Source organism: Paraburkholderia franconis (assembly GCF_009362735.1).
Lineage (GTDB): Bacteria > Pseudomonadota > Gammaproteobacteria > Burkholderiales > Burkholderiaceae > Paraburkholderia > Paraburkholderia franconis.
In genome coordinates, this window is the sequence record NZ_WHNP01000036.1 from 21,152 (window position 1) to 41,104 (window position 19,953).

General features: G+C 64.4%; 17 protein-coding genes. 10 read left to right on the forward strand and 7 right to left on the reverse strand.

The genetic code is table 11. The features are described from left to right. Positions 1-168 precede the first annotated feature (168 nt). Both dapA and GCT13_RS29985 read right to left on the reverse strand, forming a co-directional pair. Complete coding sequence (gene dapA, locus GCT13_RS29980) at positions 169-1,032, reverse strand: 4-hydroxy-tetrahydrodipicolinate synthase (RefSeq protein WP_152764289.1); 864 nt, start codon at positions 1,030-1,032, stop codon at positions 169-171. Positions 1,033-1,156: 124 nt separating this feature from the next. Beyond that, the gene (locus tag GCT13_RS29985; protein ID WP_152764291.1) at positions 1,157-1,372 is read right to left on the reverse strand and encodes a hypothetical protein; all 216 of its coding nucleotides are present in this window, start codon (positions 1,370-1,372) and stop codon (positions 1,157-1,159) included. 83 nt (positions 1,373-1,455) lie between these two features. Here GCT13_RS29985 and GCT13_RS29990 point away from each other — a divergent pair, with 83 nt between their 5' ends. Next, positions 1,456-2,748, forward strand: coding sequence for an aspartate carbamoyltransferase (locus GCT13_RS29990; RefSeq protein ID WP_152764293.1), 1,293 nt, complete (start codon positions 1,456-1,458; stop codon positions 2,746-2,748). A gap of 346 nt (positions 2,749-3,094) precedes the next feature. Further along, the gene (locus GCT13_RS29995) at positions 3,095-3,850 is read left to right on the forward strand and encodes an SDR family oxidoreductase (protein ID WP_152764295.1); all 756 of its coding nucleotides are present in this window, start codon (positions 3,095-3,097) and stop codon (positions 3,848-3,850) included. Positions 3,851-3,968: 118 nt separating this feature from the next. Here the strand turns inward: GCT13_RS29995 and GCT13_RS30000 are convergent, their stop codons facing one another. Further along, a complete protein-coding gene (locus GCT13_RS30000; protein ID WP_152764297.1) occupies positions 3,969-4,541 on the reverse strand; it encodes a YbhB/YbcL family Raf kinase inhibitor-like protein in 573 nt (190 codons plus the stop codon). Positions 4,542-4,711: 170 nt separating this feature from the next. Between GCT13_RS30000 and GCT13_RS30005 the strand changes: the two genes are divergently transcribed. Together GCT13_RS30005 and GCT13_RS30010 are read left to right on the forward strand one after the other, a co-directional pair. After that, the gene (locus GCT13_RS30005; RefSeq protein ID WP_152764299.1) at positions 4,712-5,179 is read left to right on the forward strand and encodes a nucleotide triphosphate diphosphatase NUDT15; all 468 of its coding nucleotides are present in this window, start codon (positions 4,712-4,714) and stop codon (positions 5,177-5,179) included. 143 nt (positions 5,180-5,322) lie between these two features. Continuing rightward, a complete protein-coding gene (locus tag GCT13_RS30010) occupies positions 5,323-5,571 on the forward strand; it encodes a hypothetical protein (RefSeq protein WP_152764301.1) in 249 nt (82 codons plus the stop codon). A 36-nt stretch (positions 5,572-5,607) separates the two neighbouring features. Here GCT13_RS30010 and GCT13_RS30015 read toward each other — a convergent pair whose 3' ends face one another. From GCT13_RS30015 to GCT13_RS30030, 4 genes are all read right to left on the reverse strand, one after another. Further along, positions 5,608-7,641 carry a sigma-54-dependent Fis family transcriptional regulator gene (locus GCT13_RS30015; RefSeq protein WP_227747079.1) on the reverse strand — a complete coding sequence of 678 codons (2,034 nt, stop codon included), beginning with the start codon at positions 7,639-7,641 and terminating at the stop codon, positions 5,608-5,610. A gap of 351 nt (positions 7,642-7,992) precedes the next feature. Further along, entirely contained in the window at positions 7,993-8,499 is a 507-nt protein-coding gene (locus tag GCT13_RS30020; RefSeq protein WP_087737362.1) for an acetone carboxylase subunit gamma, read from the reverse strand. 38 nt (positions 8,500-8,537) lie between these two features. Next, positions 8,538-10,862, reverse strand: a complete 2,325-nt coding sequence (locus tag GCT13_RS30025; protein ID WP_152764303.1) for a hydantoinase B/oxoprolinase family protein — start codon at positions 10,860-10,862, stop codon at positions 8,538-8,540. 22 nt (positions 10,863-10,884) lie between these two features. Then, positions 10,885-13,029 carry a hydantoinase/oxoprolinase family protein gene (locus GCT13_RS30030; protein ID WP_152764305.1) on the reverse strand — a complete coding sequence of 715 codons (2,145 nt, stop codon included), beginning with the start codon at positions 13,027-13,029 and terminating at the stop codon, positions 10,885-10,887. Between the two features lie 281 nt (positions 13,030-13,310). On the opposite strand from GCT13_RS30030, the gene GCT13_RS30035 reads away from it, so the two are divergent. The 6 genes from GCT13_RS30035 to GCT13_RS30060 all read left to right on the forward strand — a co-directional run bounded on the left by GCT13_RS30035 (position 13,311) and on the right by GCT13_RS30060 (position 19,908). Further along, a complete protein-coding gene (locus GCT13_RS30035) occupies positions 13,311-13,544 on the forward strand; it encodes a hypothetical protein (protein WP_152764307.1) in 234 nt (77 codons plus the stop codon). A gap of 256 nt (positions 13,545-13,800) precedes the next feature. Next, a complete protein-coding gene (locus GCT13_RS30040) occupies positions 13,801-14,583 on the forward strand; it encodes a (2Fe-2S)-binding protein (protein WP_152764309.1) in 783 nt (260 codons plus the stop codon). Positions 14,584-14,594: 11 nt separating this feature from the next. Further along, positions 14,595-15,596 carry an FAD binding domain-containing protein gene (locus tag GCT13_RS30045; RefSeq protein WP_152764311.1) on the forward strand — a complete coding sequence of 334 codons (1,002 nt, stop codon included), beginning with the start codon at positions 14,595-14,597 and terminating at the stop codon, positions 15,594-15,596. Then, positions 15,593-17,809: a xanthine dehydrogenase family protein molybdopterin-binding subunit gene (locus tag GCT13_RS30050; RefSeq protein WP_152764313.1), complete on the forward strand. Its 2,217-nt coding sequence runs from the start codon at positions 15,593-15,595 to the stop codon at positions 17,807-17,809. Before GCT13_RS30045 ends, GCT13_RS30050 begins: the two co-directional genes overlap by 4 nt. 373 nt (positions 17,810-18,182) lie before the next feature. Beyond that, entirely contained in the window at positions 18,183-18,770 is a 588-nt protein-coding gene (locus GCT13_RS30055) for a nucleotidyltransferase family protein (protein WP_152764316.1), read from the forward strand. 421 nt (positions 18,771-19,191) lie between these two features. Then, positions 19,192-19,908, forward strand: coding sequence for a PIG-L family deacetylase (locus GCT13_RS30060; protein WP_152764373.1), 717 nt, complete (start codon positions 19,192-19,194; stop codon positions 19,906-19,908). The last annotated feature ends 45 nt before the right edge of the window (positions 19,909-19,953 follow it).

A 19,953-nucleotide genomic window follows, 5' to 3' on the forward strand; every position in this document is an offset into this window, starting at 1 on the left:
TCTGAGTGTGATGAAAAACGGGTGGCGCGAATTATCACGCCGCCCGCCAAACGCACATCTCAAATTGGAGGACATCGGATTCGTCGCAGTCCGATGCCAGGCCCCCGACGCGCGCGACTCGCAGCGCCCAGACAGCCGAATCGCAATCCGGCGAGTGTCACATGCCCGTCATCGGCCGATCATGTCGGCCAATCGCTCGCGCAAGGTTTCGCTTGCACGCGTCATCGGCGCGCGCAGCTCGTTTTCGATCAGGCCCAGCGCGGCGAGCGCGGCCTTCACGGGCGCGGGATTCGGCTCGAACGTCAGCGCACGGATCAGCGGCAAGAGTGCATGAAAGAGCGCGCGGCCTTCGTCGAGGCACCCCGCCTTCAGCGCACGGTCGAGCGCGACGAAGCGCTCCGGCCACACATGCGCGGACGCCGCGATTGCGCCGCTGCCGCCCATGCAGAGCGTGTCGAAGATGCGGACGTCGTCGCCGGCGAGCACCTGCAGGCGGCCGTCGAGTATCAGCGTGTGCGTCGCGTCGAGCGAGCCCGCGCAATCCTTGACCGCCTGAATGCGCGGATGCGCGGCGAGCGAGAGCAGCGTGTCCGGCTCGATGCGCACGCCGGTTCGCGCGGGAATGTCGTAGAGCACGACGGGATGCTCGCTGGCGTCGGCGAGCATCTCGAAGTGCGCGGCGATGCCCGCTTGCGACGGCCGCACATAGTACGGCGCCGAGATCAGCAACCCCGCGAGCGGCAGGGCGTTCAGGCGCAACACGCGCTCGCGCATGCTGCGCGCGTTGTTGCCCGACACGCCGACGATCACGGGCAACGCGCCACGCACGGCATCGAGCGTGGCTGCGAGCACGGCTTCCTGCTCGTGCGCGTCGAGCGACGACGGCTCGCCCGTCGTGCCGAGCGCCACGATGCCGGCGACGCGCGCTTGCGCGTATAGCTTCACGAGCCGGCTGAGCGCGCTTTCATCGACTGAGCCGTCAGCGGCAAACGGCGTGACAAGGGGAATCCAGATACCCGAAAAATTGGACATGACTTTTCTCGAACGCGACCGTATGGAACCGTTCAGCGGCGAGGAAGCAGTATCAGAGCGGGAGTTTGAAAACCGGGCTGGATAGGACTGTTCCGTCGCACATCTGACGGAACAGCAGCTCCGGTCAGATGAGCGGCTGTTTTTTGGCTTTGGAAGCGGCGCATGCCTGTGCAGCGGCGACGCGCGCGAACGCAGCGGGCAAAAGCGCGCTGGTTTCGAGATGATCGCGGAGCATCGAGGCCGTTTCCATGGACGGCAGTTTAACCGCAAAGCGGCGCGGTTTGCTGCCGCCGTTGCATCCGGCGTGCCCGAGCGCCGCACGCCGGGCGAATCGATACACGAATTTGCTTGACTTCCTCGCACAGCGAATTAATATACGCACCGCGTATATCGATCAATCTCACGACGAAAAAGAGGCAACCCATGAGCGTCCCGCAACAAGCCTTTCTCCGTGACGCGATGCGGCGTCTGAACCTCACCCGCGACGGCTTCGCGACGCGCATCGGCGTGTCCAAGCGCGCGCTCGACACGTGGCTCCTGCCCGACGACTCGCAGGAATCGCGGGCGATGCCGGAAATCGTCGAGCGTTTCGTGTCGGAGATCGTCGTCAATGGGGCGCCGGCGGAAAAATATACGCAAAGCGTAGATTCGCAGTCGCTCGCCAGCCAGATGCTGTTCGAAGGCAAGCCGCAGTTGCTTTCCGTCGATCAGTTCTCGCGCGACTCCGTCGAGGCGCTGTTTCGCGTCGCGGACATCATGCAGCCGATCGCGCGCCGCCGCAAAATCTCGCGCGTGCTCGAAGGCGCGGTGCTCGGCAACCTGTTCTTCGAGGCGAGCACGCGCACCCGCGTGAGCTTCGGCGCGGCGTTCTGCCGCCTCGGCGGCTCGGTGTGCGATACGACGGGCTTCACGTTCTCGTCGATGGCCAAGGGCGAATCGATCTACGACACGAGCCGCGTGATGGCCGGCTACGTCGATGCCCTCGTGATCCGTCATCCGGAACAGGGCTCCGTGGCCGAATTCGCGCGCGCGACCAACATTCCCGTGATCAACGGCGGCGACGGCCCTGGCGAGCACCCGAGCCAGGCGCTGCTCGACCTGTACACGATCCAGCGCGAGTTCTCGCGGCTCGGCAAGATCGTCGACGGCGCGCATATCGCGCTGGTCGGCGACCTGAAGTACGGACGCACCGTGCACTCGCTCGTCAAGCTGCTCGCGCTCTATCGCGGCATCAAGTTCACGCTGATCTCGCCGCCGGCGCTCGAAATGCCCACGTACATCGTCGAGCAGATTTCGCGCAACGGCCACGTGGTCGAGCAGACGCACGATCTCGCGAACGGTCTGCGCGGCGCGGACGTCGTCTACGCGACGCGCATCCAGAAGGAGCGCTTCGCCGACGAATCGTTCGAAGGCTACACGCCCGACTTCCAGATCAACCAGGCGCTCGTCGATACCGTGTGCGGCCCCGACACGCTGATCATGCATCCGCTGCCGCGCGACAGCCGCCCTGGCGCGAACGATCTGAGCACGGACCTGAACCACGATTCGCGCCTCGCGATCTTCCGCCAGACGGACAACGGCATTCCCGTGCGGATGGCGATTTTCGCGGTGCTGCTCGGCGTCGAAAAGCTGGTCCAGCATTCGATGCGCGATGCGGCCTGGCGTCCGCCCACCTATCTCGGCCCGGACGATGCCGTGTTTCATGGCATCGACTGAGCGAACGCCGGGTTCGAAGAAAAACGCGCCTCGAAGTTGGAGGCGCGTTTTGTTTTGGTCGCTATGGTCGCCGTGGATCAAGCCCTGACGCTAATTTGCGTTCATCGAACCGTTGCGCCTCGTCATCGAAACCGCCGGCTCTTGTCGGCGGTTTTGGTTTTTCGAAAAACGTTCTATGGTTAAACGTGCGTCGGCTTTTACACGCACGGGGCTCACCGGCCCATGACGATTCTTCGGGTGCTTCTGTCACCTCGAACGCCACACACGTCTCGCAGCTTCGCCTGTTGCCAAAGCCAAAGTCCGAGCAAGTTCTCAAACGCGATTCGGCAGTAAAGGAGAGTGAGTCATGAAGATCGTTGTCATCGGCGGAACGGGCCTGATCGGCTCGAAGACCGTCCCCATTCTGCGCGAGGCGGGCCACGAGGTCATCGCGGCGTCGTCAAGAAGCGGCATCAATGCAATCACCGGCGAGGGGCTCAACGAGGCCATGACGGGCGCACAGGTCGTGATCGACCTCGCCAATTCGCCGTCGTTCGAAGACAAAGCGGTGCTCGAATTCTTCGAGACATCCAGCCGCAATCTTCTCGCCGCCGAAGCAGCAGCGGGCGTCCGGCATCACGTCGCGCTCTCGATCGTCGGAATCGAACGGTCGCCAGACAATGGCTATTTCCGCGCCAAGGTCGCGCAGGAAAAACTGATCGTGACCTCCGGCGTCCCTTACACCATCATCCGCTCGACACAATTCTTCGAGTTTCTCGGCGGCATCGCCGATTCGAGCACGGACGGAAACGTCGTCAAACTTTCGCCTGGCCTCTTCCAGCCCATCGCATCGGATGACGTGGCTGCCGCCGTCGCCGATGTCGGGATCGTGCCGCCGCGCAACGGCATCGTCGAGATCGCGGGCCCCGAGCGCGCGCCGTTCGACGAATTCATCGCCCGCTATCTGAAGGCCGTCGGCGATCCGCGTGAAGTCGTGAGAGATTCCAACGCGCGATACTTCGGAGGCCTCGTCGAAGAGCATTCGCTCGTGCCACTGGGTGAGGCGCGCCTGGGCCGCATCGGCTTCGACGAATGGCTGCGCCGCTCAAAGGGAGCGAGCTGATCGCGCAACCGCCGGCGATGGCGGGATGACACGCATGTGACATCCCGCCCAGCATCGAACGGTCGACTTCGAATGCTCGACTTCGAATGCTCGACTTCGAATAGTCAATTTCAAACGGTCAATTCGAGGCCCGGTGATAGGTCGCGACGTAGCGCGCTTGCGCGATCACTTTCCCATGCATCTGATAAGCGACGAGCGCGGGACTCGACGCCGTCTTCACGTCGATCTGCGGAACCGTGAGCGCCGATGCCGTGACGACATATCGATGCGTCTCTCCTTGAGGTGGGCAAGGTCCGCCGTACTTCGACTCGCCGAAATCCGTCAGCGTTTCGATAGCGCCCGTCGGCAACGCGTTGGGATTGCCGGAAGCGCCCTTCCCGATCGACGATTCCGACGCGGGTATGTTGACGACTTCCCAATGCGTCCAGCCGAGTCCGCCCGTCGGCGCATCGGGGTCGTGGATCGTCACGACGATGCTCTTCGTTCCGGGCGGAACATTCGACCACGAGATGTGCGGCGAAACGTTATCGCCATGACAGCCGAATCCGCCATACACCTGTTCGTTCCCGAAGCGCCCATGGTTCAGGTCATCGACTTTGACCGTGAACGGCCCGGCAATCGCCATCGCCGGCATGATCGTCAGAAGCACTGAAGAGCAAAGAGTCGTTCGCAATAGGACGTTCAATCGCATGGTGCGCTCCGTTGAGGGATAAGAGTGAACTTGCGATCGAACGATAGCGATCAACGGAACGTTGCGGAAGCGAGCCTCGCGAATCATCGCGTTGTCTTGCGCGCAACGTCCCGATACGATACAGGCCGTATTCGAACTCGCTTCGCGCGAACTCATATCAGGCTTCGACAATGGACAACAATGCGCAGCCCCAGGTCGGCGTCGGGGTCATCATCGTTCGTGATGGATTGGTTCTTCTCGGGAAGCGGGCCGGCTCGCATGGCGCGGGCACCTGGGCGCCGCCCGGCGGACACCTGGAGTTCGGCGAAAGCATCAAGTCTTGCGCACAGCGTGAGGTGCTGGAGGAAACAGGCCTCACATTGGAAGCGGTCTATCCGGCGCCCTACACGAACGATGTGATGCCCGATGTTCACAAGCACTATGTCACCTGCTTTGTCGAGGCTTCGATCTCGATTGACGCGCAGCCGCAGCTCATGGAGCCGGACAAGTGTTCCGCGTGGACGTGGTTTCGCTGGACCGACCTGCCGGAACCGCTTTTTCAACCGATGAAGAGCCTCGTCCGGACGGGATTCGTACCGACTGTCGCGAGCACGACCGAAAACCGTACGGATCGGTCGGGCCATCGCGGCACGCAATGACCGTCTTTATCCGCCTGATCGCGTCGTTACGATGATGCGCGCCCGCGCATCGCTTCGGCATGGCCGTTGCTTTATTAAGGACAGGCACGCCTGATTTCGATTGCGCGCCGTTGGATCAGAGACAAAGCGGAAAGGAGACGGCCATGAAAGGCGATACGCATTCGCTGCGCGCACAGATAGAGAAATGGTTCGGCCCCGCGCAGCCGATCTCGATTCACATCTCGCGCACACGGGGCCAACTGCACGCGATGTCGGGCTGCAAATGCGTCAGCGTATCGCAGACGTCCGGGCCGTACGCGATCGTCTTCTTTCGCCATGGCGACAAATCGTGGCGCGTCTATCCGCCCACGGCAACGCGCCCCACATTGAATGCCGTTTCGCGCGTCGCGTGAACGGCCACGACGTCGTCAAAGAACAGACGAAGAACCCTATGCTCCGCGCCGGCGCACATCGCTCACTGCGGCAAGCAGGTCGTATCGGCGCAACTTCTCATACAGCGTGCTTTTCGCAATGCCCAGTTGCGCGGCCGCTTGCGTGAGATTGCCGCGATGCCGCGCCAACGCCTGGCGGATATATTCGGCCTCGGCCATCCTCAGCGATTCGCCCGTTGCCGCAACCGCTTCGTGCGACTCCCGTTGCTCGATCTGCCCCGCAGGCGGACACGCTGCGCCCACTTCGGCAGGCAGCTTGTCCGCTGTGATCGCGGGACCATCGGCGAGCAGCAGCGCGCCCTCGATCGCATTGCGCAACTCGCGCACGTTGCCGGGCCATGCGTAGTTCAGCAGGCACGCGTACGCTTCGTCGTCGAATGACCTGGGCGGCAGGCCGTAACACTCGCACAGGTGCCTGAGCCAATACGCGATCAGCGCGGGCAGATCCTCTCTGCGTTCGCGCAGACTCGGTATCGACACCGTCGTCACGGCGATCCGGTAGAACAGGTCCATGCGGAACGCGCCCTTTGCGATCGCATCCTTGAGGTCGCGGTGCGTCGCGGCGACGAGCCGGAAGTTCACCTTGCGCGGCGTGTTCTCGCCGAGCCGGTAAATCTCGTTCTCTTCGAGCACGCGCAGCAGATGCGGCTGAATGTCGAGCGGCATTTCGCCGATCTCATCGAGAAACAGCGTGCCGCCATCTGCCGCCTCGATCTTGCCCGCCGCGCCCGACTTGCGCGCGCCTGTGAAGGCGCCCTCCGCGTAGCCGAACAGCTCGCTCGCCAGCAGGTCTCTCGACAGCCCGCCGCAGTTGAGCGCGACGAACGGCCCATCGGCGCGTTCGCTCGCCTGATGGATGCCCTGCGCGAACAGCTCCTTGCCGACACCCGTATCGCCGAGCAGCAACACGGGCACCTTCGATGGCGCAAGCTGGCGCGCCTTGTCGACGGCCGCGCGCAACGTACCGCTGTCGCCGACGATGCGCCCAAATGCACTCGACGCATCACGCGGTCTGTCACGTCCGCGCACGGACGTCGCCGACGTGATTGCGCCACGCACGTGTGCCGTCCCCGGTATCACGACCATGAACCCCAGCACGACGGACCCTTCGCGCAGCGTCTCGACGTGCGCGTAGCGCAACCACGCGGGCGCATTTGCCGTCACGGGATGATGGGCCTTCGGATCGATTCCGGGCAGCATGAAGCTCGCATCGAGTTGCACGTCGAAGCCGAGACGGCGCAGCGCGGGCACGACCTGAGCGTTCGCCTTGACGAGGCGCCCTTCGTCGTCGACGACGAGAATCGCGTCCGACGCATGCGAAGCGAAGCCCGACGTGCAGCGATCCAGCAGCCGTAGACGCCGCTCCATCGCGTCCTTCGCGAGACGGCTTTCGATTCGCCCCGCAAGCGATACGGCGAGCGCAAGACTGTAGCGGCTATACGTATCGGCGAGACCCGACACGTCGATCACGCCGAGCACGTGGCCGTCGATGGGATCGCGTATCACCGTCGCGGAACAGGTCCACCGTTTGATCCCCGCGCAAAAGTGTTCGGCGCCGTGTATCTGCACCGCCTGCTTCAGCGCGAGCGCCGTGCCGATCGCGTTGGTGCCGCAGTTGAGCTCGGTCCAGTTGCAGCCGGGTATCAGCCCGACTTCGCGCGCGGGCTCGACGATGCGCATCTCGCCTTCCTGTTGAAGGATCGCGCCATCGGGGTTGGCGAGCAGCATCACCGTGCCCGTCTGCGACAGCAGTTCCCGCGTTTGCTGCATCAGTGGCACGCTCGCGTTGAGAAGCCGCACGTTCGTCTCGCGCCACTGCATCAACTGGTCTTCGCCGACGGGCGGCGGCGCGTGATTGGCGGCGGGATCGACTCGGCTCACGAGGCAGCGCTGCCACGAATGATCGACGACGCTGCGCACGTCGGTTGAATGCCATTCGTCTCCGCCCACCAGATGCTCCCACGCGGCCATGATGCTGGCATCGTGCTGCGGACTGGAAAACCAGTCCATCGGCGTTCCTGTCTGTTGCATGCGTGTCTCCTGACGGCCCGCGAGAATGCGAGCCGCGAGGCCGTGTGATCGGCCTTTTGATCGAATTGTGAGGTTGCCCGGCTATCGTCGAGCGGATCTTCGCTCTGCATATCCTACTCCGATAGCGGCCGCCTCCGGGCGCGGCGGCGAAGTCTGAAAAGCAATGGCCGCGCCAGCCGGTCGACGCATGCAGGCGACCGGCATGTCGTTACATCACGCGTTGACAGTGCGCATTTGCGGCGCCCGAAAACAAACCGGCCGTCCGAGAATCGAACGGCCGGAAATCGAACGCGCTGCTTCACGCCCCACTTCAAAAGCGGAAGCAGCCGCTGCGACGCGTCAAACAGCAGACTAATCGACCCGCTCGGGCACAGGCAGCTTGACCCATTCCGAGTAGAACGCGTCGATGTCGGGCTCGAAGTCGTGGATCACGGGATACCACGGCGTCGGTGCTTCGACATCGTGCATCGCGCCGCACGTGGGGCAGTAGTACTCGCGATACACCTGCCATTGCGTGTCGGGCGACATCAGGCGCGGATAGACCTCGTCCATCGCCTCTTCCGATTCGCGCACGAAGATGTTCGCGTGCAGCTTCCAGTTCTCGCGGTAATCGCAGAACACGTGGCCGCAGTCGCACTGCGTGACCCACTTCTTCGTCGCCGACTGCTGCACGATGTACAGATGCGGCCCGAGCGGCAGCACGATGCGGTCTTTCCAGCCGAGCTTCTGCTGCAACGAATCGACGTACATCTGGAAGCGCTCGCTGTCCTTGGGCATCGACAGCATGCGCAGCGTCGTGTCCCAGTCGAGCTTGCCGTCGACCATGTTCCTGATCTGTTCCTTGGTGTAAGTAGACATCTCCAGCCTCTCTGATGGTTACGGTTGGATCGCGTGGCTCATTCCTCGACGAGCACGACGGTGCTGACATCCGGCATCTTCGACAGGTCCATGCGGAACTTCGAGCCATAGGTCGGCACATCCAGTTCGTCTTCGGTCAGCGTCCACGAATCGGGCAGCTCCCAGAACGCGCGGAAGTGCTGTTCGAACTTCTTCGACAGACCGAAGCTCGTCGCGAACATGTGCTGCACCTGCGTCGACGCGTGCTTGAGCAGAATCCGCTCGCGTTCGCCCTTCATCCATTCCTGGGTGGGCTGCGAGCGCGCGAGGCGCTGGTTGCGGATCTCGATACGCAGCAGCGCCGTCTGCTTCGCGTCGACCTTCCATACGCCGTGCGCGTCCTTCGTCGCGATCGCGCCGTACACCTTCTGCGCGTATTCGGGCAGCAGCAGCACGTTGTTCAGGTCGCGCTCGATCGACTCGATCTCGCGATCGAGCGGATCGCCGAAGCCGGGGCCGCCGCGCAGATAGTTCAGGTACAGGTCGTAGTTGCTGTAGCAGTCCTCCGTGGTCATGCACTGCTGGTCACGCTTGATGACGGCGCCCGCGTTCAGGTGATTCTCGTAGTCGGGGAACTCCGGGTTCGTATCGCCGCCGAGCGGCAGGCTCTCGTTCAATGCGATGCGTTCCTTGAGCCCCGTGCGGTGTGCCTCGAAGCGGTAGCCGGTCGCGGGCGGATAGCCGCCCATCAGCCCCCAGTCGCTGTTCATGTAGCCGTTGCCCATGAAGAACATCGTCCAGTCCTGCGCCTTCCAGACCATCCGCAGCGTTTCGAAGCCGCAGCCGCCGCGATACTTGCCGTAGCCGCCGGAATTCGCCTTCACGTTGCGGCCGAGGTACAGCAACGGCTCGGCCATTTCCCAGATCTCGATGTCGCCCATGTCGCCTTCGGGATTCCAGATCGCGGCGGCATGATTGAGGCCGTCCTTGATCGCGCATGCGCCCGTGCCGCACGACGACGCCTCGAAGCTGTTGACGGCATGGATGTCGCCATCCTGATTGATGCCGCCGCCCTGCAGCCAGTTCGACGTATTCGCGTTGCCCGCATTCACTTCCTCGAGATAGCCGCGGCTGAAGTACGCCTGCGACAGGCCGCGCCACATCGCGCTCCAGCCCGACACCAGGAAGTGCCATGCGTACGCGTGCCCTGTGCGGCGATCGTCGGGGTTCATCCACGCGCCCTTGGGCAGATGGAATTCCGTACCGTAGTACGCGCCGTCGTTGATACGCTGCGTGGGCACGAGCGTCTGCGTCATCATCACCCAGATGCCGCTCGTGAACGCGACCTGATGCGCGTTGTACGAGTGCCAGCCCCAGCGGCTAGCGCCGTCGAAGTCGAGCCGCCACGAGCCGTCCTTGCGGATTTCCATTTCGACGGGCGAGTGCATGATCGAATCGAGCTTCGCGAACGCCGACGACGTCTGCACATCGGGATGGTTGTACGGCACATCGACGAACGCGACCTTGCGATACTTGCCGGGCAGCGTCATCGCCTTGATGCGGGTCTGCAGGCCACGGCGGCCTTCCTCGATCACCTCGTAAGCGAACTTCTCGTACGCGTCGAGCCCTTCGTCTTCGATCACTTCTTCGATCAGGCCGCGAATCATATGGCAGCCGGCGATGCGCGTGCGCTCGTCGAGAATCCAGTACTTCGGCGTGCGCACCGAGCGCTGGCTTTCGTGCAGCCAGTCGCGCAGTGGCGTGTCGTTCACGCCCGTCTTGCGGCAGGTGATCATGTAGCCATCGCCGAAACGCTGCACCTGTCCCGTCGACATCGAGCCCGGCGTCACGGCGCCCGTGTCGATCACGTGCGTCACGCCGCCGACCCAGCCAACCAGCTTGCCGTGCGCGAAGATCGGCACGATCGTGGCGATATCGCAAGGGTGCACGTTGCCGATCGAGCAGTCGTTGTTGGTGAACATGTCGCCGGGGTTGATGCCGGGATTGGCTTCCCAGTTGTTCTCGATCATGTACTTGATTGCGGCGCCCATCGTGCCGACGTGGATGATGATCCCCGTCGACGTCAGCACGCAGTCGCCCGCTGCGTTGTAGAGCGTGAAGCACAGTTCGCCTTCCTGCTCGACGATCGGGCTCGCGGCGATCTTCTTCGCGGTTTCGCGCGCGTGAACGAGGCCACCCCGCAGCTTCGAAAACATCTTCTCGTAGCGGATGGGGTCGCTCTCGCGCAGTTCGAGCCGTTCGAGACCGTTGTAGTGGCCCGTCTGCTCGGTGCGCGACAGGATTGCGTCGCGGAACTGCTTGAGCGTCTGGCCGTTCTTCAGCAGATCGGCAAAGCCGACTTCCTTGCTGGACATCATGTTCATCGCATGTCTCCTTGTGTCGTCGTTACTTGACTTCCCTGAGATGGAAGAGGCGGTGCTTGTCGAGCGTGGTCGCGAATCCCTTCGGCACCACGAACGTCGTCGCATCGGACTCGATGATCGCGGGGCCCGCGATCTCATTGCCGGGCTTGAGCGACTCCATCTTCCACAGCGCGGCGTCATGCCATTGCTTGTGCCGGTAGAGCGGTCGCGTGCCGATGCGCGCTTCCTTCGGCGGCGTGCGGCCGCCTTCGGGGTCTTCGGGCAGCACGGGCTTTTGCGTGACCACCATGCCGCGCATGATCGCGCCCGTGACCGAGAAGCCCAGCTCCGGAGACCGCGCCGCGCTCGCATAGACACGGCCATAGGTGTCTTCGAATGCTTCGACGATGCGGTCCCAGTCCTGCGCGGTCGATGCGCCCGCAATCGGCGATTCGATTTCGAGGTCGTTGAGCTGGCCCATGTACTGCATGCGGAAACCGGGGCGCAAGATCACGTCCTTCTCGTCGAACCCGTTGATGCGGAATTCTTCGATCACCTTCGCGGCCAGTTCGCCCCACGCCTTCTGGATCGTCCGCGCGGCTTCCGTCTTGTCGTCGTCGGACGCGAGCTGCGGCAGCGCGAGATCGACGCTCTTGTCGTAGCGGTATTCGAAGTCCGCGCACGCGCAGCCGAACGCCGAGAAGCCGGCGGCCCACGCGGGCACCACGACGTCCTTGAAGCCGAGACCTTCCGTGTAGCCATACGTATGCACGGGACCTGCGCCGCCGTACGAGAAGCACACGAACTCCGTCGGGTTGTAGCCCTTCGCGCTCACATTCGAGCGCAGGTATTCGCGCAACTGAAGGTCGAGCAGTTCGATCACGCCTGCTGCCGCGTCTTCGACGGAGAGCCCGAGCGGATCGGCGACTTGCACCTTGATGTGCTCGCGCGCGCGGTTCACGTCGAGCTTGATCTGGCCGCCGAGGAAGTTGTCCGGGTTCAGATAGCCGAGCACCACGTGACAGTCGGACACCGAGACCGTCGTGAGTCCGCTGTCGGGCCAGCAGGTGCCGACGCGATAGCCGGCGCTGTCCGGCCCGAGCTTGATCGCGCCGCTGTACGGGTCCAGCCGCACGAAGCTGCCAGCGCCCGCGCCGACCGAATCCATCGTGACGAGCGGCAGCGACAGGACGAGACGCGCCATGTCGGGGTCGGAGGCGATCGCGAAGTTGCCTTTCGTGATCAGCGCCATGTCGAACGACGTGCCGCCGATATCCGAACACGCGATGTTGTCGTAGCCGAGCGCCTCGCCGAGCAGCTTCGAGCCGATCACGCCGCCGATGGGCCCCGACACGATGGTCCGCGCAAGCTCTTTCGCTTTCCAGCTGATCGTGCCTCCGTGCGTCGCCATCACGCGCAGATCGAACTTCGCGCCGTGCTTGCGGAAGCGGTCGCTGACCTTCTTCAACGTCTGCCGCGACGGCTCGGCCGCGTACGCTTCGAGCACCGTCGTATTCATCCGGTGGCTTTCCTTGCGCTGCGGATAGTAGTCGACGGATGCGAACACGGGGATGTCCGCACGCAATGCCTTCAGCTCGTTGCGCACGATGTCGCGTGCCTGCTGCTCGCTCGTGCCGTTCTTGTGCGATTGAAGCAGGCAGATCACGATCGCCTTCGCGCCGGATTCGACGAGCTCGCGCGTCGCCTGCCGTACTTCGCCCTCGCGCAGCGGAATGACGATTTCGCCCTGCACGTCGGTGCGCTCGGTGATGCCGCGCGTGCGCGACAGCGGCACGAGTGGTTCGTCGTAGCGGTGCGTGTTCAGGTGAATCCGCTCCTCGAGCGCATAGCCGAGGTAGCTCTGGATCGCGCGGCCCATCGAGTGAACGTGCTCGAAGCCCTTGTTCACCAGCAGCCCGACCTCGAGGCCCTTGCGCTGCACGACGCGATTGAGCATCGCCGTGCCGGAGTACACGCACGTGACGAGCTCGGGGTAGACCTGATCGACGTCGCGCTTCCAGTGAGCGAGCGCATCCTGCGACGAATTGAAGATCGCGAGCGACTCGTCCTCGGGATTGCTCTGTGCCTTGCCGACCACGAACCGTCCGTCGTCGCGCACGAAGAAGGTATCGGTCATCGTGCCGCCCGCATCGATGCCCAACACCTGGACTTGCGAATGCCCTTCCATGTCGTTGTCTCCTGTAGTCGAAGTAGTCCGGACCGGATGCGGCCGCGAGGCCGGGTGCGCCGCATCGTGGACGACGGTCCGCGCCCAACATTGCAATGGCTATGCCATTCGTGCAGCGAGCACGCGCACAAGTCCGTGCAGCAAGGCTGCGGGCGACACAGGGAGATCGTTGAAATGCATCGGATGGGGGCTTGCGAAGCGGCGAACGACCGGCTTTCGATCAGCGTCGGCGTTCGAATGCCGGACGGCGCGATTGGCTTTTCAGAATCGAAGCCGCTTCGATGGCTTCGAACGAATCGGTTGATGCAATGCGAAAAGATGAGCGCGCAAGCAATACAACCGGCGATCGAGCAGGAACAGGCCATCGAGGCAAGATCGCCATGACCGTGCCATGTTCGCGCCATCTGCACGCCATGTCGGCGACACGCATGACATGCATCGATGAAGATTCGCTTTCAACCCTGCAAGAAAGACGCCTCACCCATTTACTTTGTTCTCCGTTAAGTGCAACGTGAAGCAGTGACGCGTGATGCATATCGTTTTTGCAGCACTTCTTTTGTCGCGGAATAGCGCGTGTCGGGTCATCGTTCGTGAGAGGAACGGGCCGCCGTCGCGGGTCGTTTCGTGTTCCACGCGCTCGCGGCATCGAAATTGATCATTGAAAAGGCTTTGCCTGCATCGAATGCCGTAAAAGCTTCGCTGCGGCGCAAGCCTGCATCGACCTCTGCGACGGCCCTTCGCGCCGACATTATTTGGAGCAAGCAGAACATCATGTCCAGACACACTGACTGTCCGGGTTCGTGCTCGCATCATGACGCGCACGCGCCCCATCGTGACGAGCACGACGCTGCGCCTTCCAGTTCGTCACGCCGCCGCTTCCTGCAATCGGCCGCGGCCGTCGCCGCAGTCGGCAGCGCGCCCTATGCTCAGGCGCAGACGCAGACACCACCCGCAGCCGAGCCTGTTGCGCGTGCAACGGTGCCGCCGCGCGCCGTGACGCTCAACATCAACGGACGCGACTACACGATGCAACTCGAACCGCGCGTGACGCTGCTCGACGCGCTGCGCGAATACGCAGGGCTCACTGGCACGAAGAAAGGCTGCGACCGCGGACAATGCGGCGCATGCACCGTGCTCGCGAACGGACGCCGCATCAATTCCTGCCTCACGCTGGCCGTGATGCACGAAGGCGAAACGATCACGACGGTCGAAGGGCTCGCGAGCAACGGCAAGCTGAGCCCCGTGCAACGCGCGTTCATCGAACAGGACGCGTTCCAGTGCGGCTACTGCACGCCGGGACAGATCTGCTCGGCGACCGCGCTGCTGTCGGAGTTCGATGCCGGCGCCGCGAGCACGGTCACGGCCGACGTGCGGCGCCGCCCGTCCCAACTGACGGACGAAGAGATTCGCGAGCGCATGAGCGGCAACATCTGCCGCTGCGGCGCGTACGTGAACATCGTCGCGGCCGTGCAGTCCGCGCATCGCGGCACGGTCGGCAGCGGCACGGGCGATACATACACCACGTTCGTCATCAAGACGAGCGAAGTCGCGTAAAGGAGGCCACGATGGATGCGATCTCCTACGAACGCGCCGCCGATATCGCGGGCGCCGTGCGCGCCGCGCAGCAGCCGGGCACGATGTTCATCGGCGGCGGCACCAATCTGCTCGACCTGATGAAGGGTGGCGTCACGCGCCCCGTGAAGCTTGTCGATATCACGCGCATACAAGGGCTCGATACGGTCTCGACGCTGCCCGACGGCGGCCTGCGCATCGACGCGCTCGTGCGCAACAGCGACGCCGCGAATCATGCGCTGGTGCGCGAGCGTTATCCGTTGCTGTCGCAAGCGCTGCTTGCGGGCGCATCGGCGCAGTTGCGCAATATGGCGACCGTCGGCGGCAATCTGATGCAGCGCACGCGCTGTCCGTACTTCTACGACACCGCGTTCACCGCCTGCAACAAGCGCGATCCGGGCAGCGGCTGCGCGGCAATCAGCGGCCACAACCGCATGCATGCGATTCTCGGCGCAAGCGCGCAATGCATCGCCGTGAATCCGTCGGATATGAGCGTCGCGCTCGCGGCGCTCGATGCGAACGTACGCGTGAGCGGTCCGCAAGGCGAGCGCGTGATTCCGTTCAGCGAGTTTCACCGGCTGCCGGGCGAGCGCCCCGATCTCGACACGACGCTGCGTCCCGGCGAGCTGATCACGGCCGTCGATCTGCCGCCTTCCGTCTATGGCGAGCACGCGCATTACCTGAAGGTGCGCGACCGCGCGAGCTACGCGTTCGCGCTCGTGTCCGTCGCCGCTGCGCTGCAGATGGACGGCCATACGGTGCGCAGCGCGCGCATCGCATTGGGCGGCGTCGCGCACAAGCCGTGGCGCGCGAGCGTCGCCGAGCAGATGATCACAGGCCACCCGCTCTCCGACGCGACGCTCAGGCACGCGGCAGCCGCCGCGCTGAGCGAAGCGAGGCCGCAGCGCGACAACGCGTTCAAGGTGCGCCTCGCGCAAAACGCGATCGTGCGCGCGGTCAATCAGGCAGCGGGACGCGTGGGAGGTTTCGCATGAGCACGATGATCGGTCATCCACTGGACCGCACCGACGGTCTGCTGAAAGTCACGGGCGAAGCGCGCTACGCGGCCGAGTTTCCCGAAGCGCGTCTTGCGCATGGCGTGCTCGTCACGAGCACGATTCCGCGCGGCACGATTCAGGCAATCGACACCGGCCGCGCGGCATCGCTGCCGGGCGTGCTGCTCGTGATGACGTATCAGAACGCGCCGCGTCTGCCGAACGGCGGACGCCCCTCGCTCGCGCCGCCTGCGGGTCGCCATCTGTCGCTGCTGCAGGACAACCAGGTCCACTACAGTAACGAGCCGATCGCGGTCGTCGTCGCCGATACGCTCGAACATGCGACGGATGCCGCGCGCCAGTTGCACGTCACGTATGCCGCGCAGCCGGCGACGCTCGATTTCTCGCAGGCGAAGCCGAACGGGCACGCGCCGGACAAGCCGCAGGGCCGTCAGACGGACACCTCGCGCGGCGACTACGACGCGGGGCTCGCGGCGGGTGTGGTGCGCGTCGACGCCGTCTACACGACGCCGATGGAGCATCACAACCCAATGGAGCCGCACGCGACGATGGCCGTCTGGGACGGCCCGCATCTGACACTCTACGATGCGACGCAAGGCGTCACGGGTACGAAGACGGCCGTCGCGAAGACGCTCGGCATGTCGCCCGACGATGTGCGCGTGATCTCGCCGTTCGTCGGCGGCGGCTTCGGCTGCAAGGGCTCCGCGTGGTCGCACGTGGTGCTGTGCGCGATGGCCGCGAAGCAGACGGGGCGGCCCGTCCGACTCGCGCTCGAGAGGCCGCAGATGTTCGGCCCCGTCGGCGGCCGGCCGTACACCGAGCAGCGTATGGTGATCGCCGCGAAGCACGACGGCACGCTGACCGCGATGCGTCACGACAGCTTTTCGAACACGTCGATGATCGAAGACTGGACGGAGACCTGCTGCATGGTCTCGCGGATGATGTACGCGGTGCCGAACCAGGTGACGACGCACCGGATCGTGCCGCTGAACGTCGGCACGCCGACTTTCATGCGCGCGCCGGGCGAGACGACGGGTTCGTGGGCGCTCGAAACGGCGATGGACGAACTGTCGTATCAGTTGAAGATGGACCCGGTCGCGCTGCGTCTGAAGAACTATGCCGAGGTCGATCCGCAGGACAACAAGCCGTGGTCGAGCAAGGTCTTGCGCGAGTGCTACAGCATCGGCGCGCAGCGTTTCGGCTGGTCGCGGCGCGAGCAGCAGCCGCGCTCGATGCGCGACGGCAACACGCTGATCGGCCTCGGCATGGGGACGGCGACTTATCCGGCGAACCGCAGCGAAGCGTCGGCGCTTGCGCGCATCCTGCCCGACGGCACGGCGACGGTCGTCTCCGGCACGCAGGACATCGGCACGGGCACGTACACGGTGATGACGCAGGTGGCGTCCGACGCGCTCGGCATCGCGCCGGAGAATATCCGCTTCGGCCTCGGCGATTCGTCGCTGCCGAAGGCGCCTGTGTCGGGCGGCTCGCAGTCGGTCGCGAGCGTGTCGCCTGCCGTGCGCGACGCGTGCGAGCAGGCGCGCGCGAAGCTCGTTTCGATGGCGCTCGCGGATCGCGGCTCGCCGCTGTACGGCCTGTTCGCAAGCGACGTGACGGTGCAAGGCGGCTGGGCGATGAGCAAGTCGGACCAGACGAAGCGCGATCCGATCGCGGCCATCCTCGCGCGCGCGGGCGGCCAGCCGATCGAAGCGAACTCCGACACGAAGCCCGGCGACGAGAAGCAGCGCTACTCGTTTCATTCGTGGGGTGCGATTTTCGCGGAAGTGCATGTCGACGCGGACCTCGGCACGATTCGCGTGGCGAAGATCACGGCCGTCTATAACGTCGGGCGGATGCTGAACGTGAAGACGGCGCGCAGCCAGCTGATGGGCGGGCTGGTGTGGGGCATCGGCGCGGCGCTCGAAGAGCAGACGATGCTCGATACGCAGTACGGCCGCTTCATCAACGCGAATCTCGCCGAATACCATGTGCCCGTGAACGCGGATGTCGGCGCGCTCGATGTGGTCGTGCTCGATGAGCCCGATCCGCATATCAACTCGCTCGGCTCGCGCGGGATCGGCGAGATCGGGATTACGGGCGTGGTGGCTGCGATCGGCAATGCCGTGTATCACGCGACGGGCGTGCGGGTGCGGGATTTGCCGATTACTTTGGATAAGGTGATGCGGGTTTAGCGCCGCGCGGGCTGGTGTTTGGTTTTTTTGGCTCGCCGCTGGCATCCGCGTATGCGGTTTTGTTGTCTCCGACGGTTCTTTTGTGGTGGTGCTTTTGTCTTTGCGTTGGCATCCGCGAGGCGCATACGCGGATGCCGGCAGCACGCCAAGACAACCACAACAGAAAAACCGTCGGAGACACAAACCGCATCGCGGATGCCAGCAGCACGCCAAGACAACCACAACAGAAAAACCGTCGGAGACACAAACCGCATCGCGGATGCCAGCGACAAAGACAAAAAACCAACCAGCGTCGCAGACAAAAAAAATGAACCCTTGCCTGCCACTCCGTTGCGCCGCACAATCTCTGTTCACTCCCCTTCTGGTGCCGCCCATGGCTTATGCTTCGCTCGCCACCGGCGTGCTGCTCGCCGCCGGGTATGGATCGCGTTTCGATCCGGAAGGCGTTCACAACAAACTGCTCGCCCGATTGCCCGACGGCACGCCCATCGCCTATGAATCCGCGCACCGGCTGCTGCTCGTCGTGCCGCATGTGATCGCGGTCGTGCGCCCCGGCTCCGAAATGCTCGCCCGCGCCCTCAACGACGCCGGCTGTCATGTGATCTTTTCCGCCCACGCCGAGCGCGGCATGGGCGCGACCCTCGCGGCCGCCATCGAGGCGAGCGAAGACTCGGACGGCTGGATCGTCGCGCTCGCCGATATGCCGCGCGTCGCCGCATCGACAATCGAGGCCGTCGCGCGTGCGGCCGACACAGGCGCGTCGATCGTCGCGCCGTACTATCGCGGACAGCGCGGGCATCCCGTCGGCTTCGGCGTCGAACATCGCGACGCGCTGCTCGCGCTCGATGGCGACACGGGCGCGCGCGCGCTCTTCGCCACGCACGCAGTGACCCACATCGACGTCGACGATCCGGGCGTGCTGAGCGATATCGATACCCCCGAAGACTTGCGCAGCCTGTAGCGCGCTCGACTGTCCGCCCGCGTTTACCGAAGACGCGCCGCCCGCGTACACGTGAGAAGGTTCCTTCGGTTGAGAGGCTCCGCCTGCGGCGACACCTACCGGCTTCCTCGACACGGCCGTATCCGACCTGCGGGGATCGCGATGCGCCTCCGGTAAGCGCATGCGGGAAGGCTGCCTCGCCGGCTTTCGACACCGGCATGCAAGCGCAACCGGGCCCCAGGCGTGGCACAAGCAAGCACCGACCAGGCACGCCACTTGCTGCCCGCTGCTGCGCCGCGAAACGGGCGAGCAGGCTTTGCATCGTTGGTCTAAGCTGTCCACGATGACGTCAGCTCTCGCCACCGCGCAGCGAACGCGGCACGCCGCCGACCGCGCCAGCCGCATCCGCCACGAACCCGCCGCACTCTTCTGCCAGGACCTCATGAGCGAAACCAGCCCGCGTCTGTTCATCGTGTCGCCGCATTTCGACGACGCCGTCTTCGGATGCGGCGCACTGCTCGCGTCGCATCCCGACGCCGCCGTCTGCACCGTGTTCGCCGCGCCGCCCGAACAGGAAATGCATACCGAATGGGACGGGAAAGCCGGCTTCGCGAGCGCGCACGAGTCGATGCGCGCGCGCACGATCGAGGACAACCACGCGCTCGCCGTGCTCGAGACGATTCCCGTGCGGCTGCCGTTTTGCGGCGCGCAGTATCACGACTCGCCGTCCGTCTCGAAGCTCGCGGCGACACTGGAAGAAACGATCTACGGCTCGACGGCGAACACGCTGCTGATGCCGCTCGGCCTCTTCCACGACGATCATTGCCTCGTGTTCGAAGCGTGCTGCGAAATCCTGCCGCGCATGTCGCATCTCGAGTGGTTCGCTTACGAAGAGGCCATCTATCGGCAGATTCCGGGGCTCGTGCAGCAAAGGCTCGTCGATCTCGCCGAACGCGGAATCGTCGCGACGCCTGCGAGCCCGTCGACCGATCATGCGCCCGACCACGAGCGTCAGACGCTGCTCAAGCGCGAAGCTGTGTGCGCGTACGAGAGCCAGTTGCGCGCCTTCGGGCCGCACGGCTACGACGACGTGTTCGCCGCCGAGCGCTACTGGCGCCTGACCGTCGACCGGCAGCACAACCGCAGACACAGGCACTGATCCGCCCGACAACGCGCGGACATGCGCCGTGCCCATCGAGCCAGC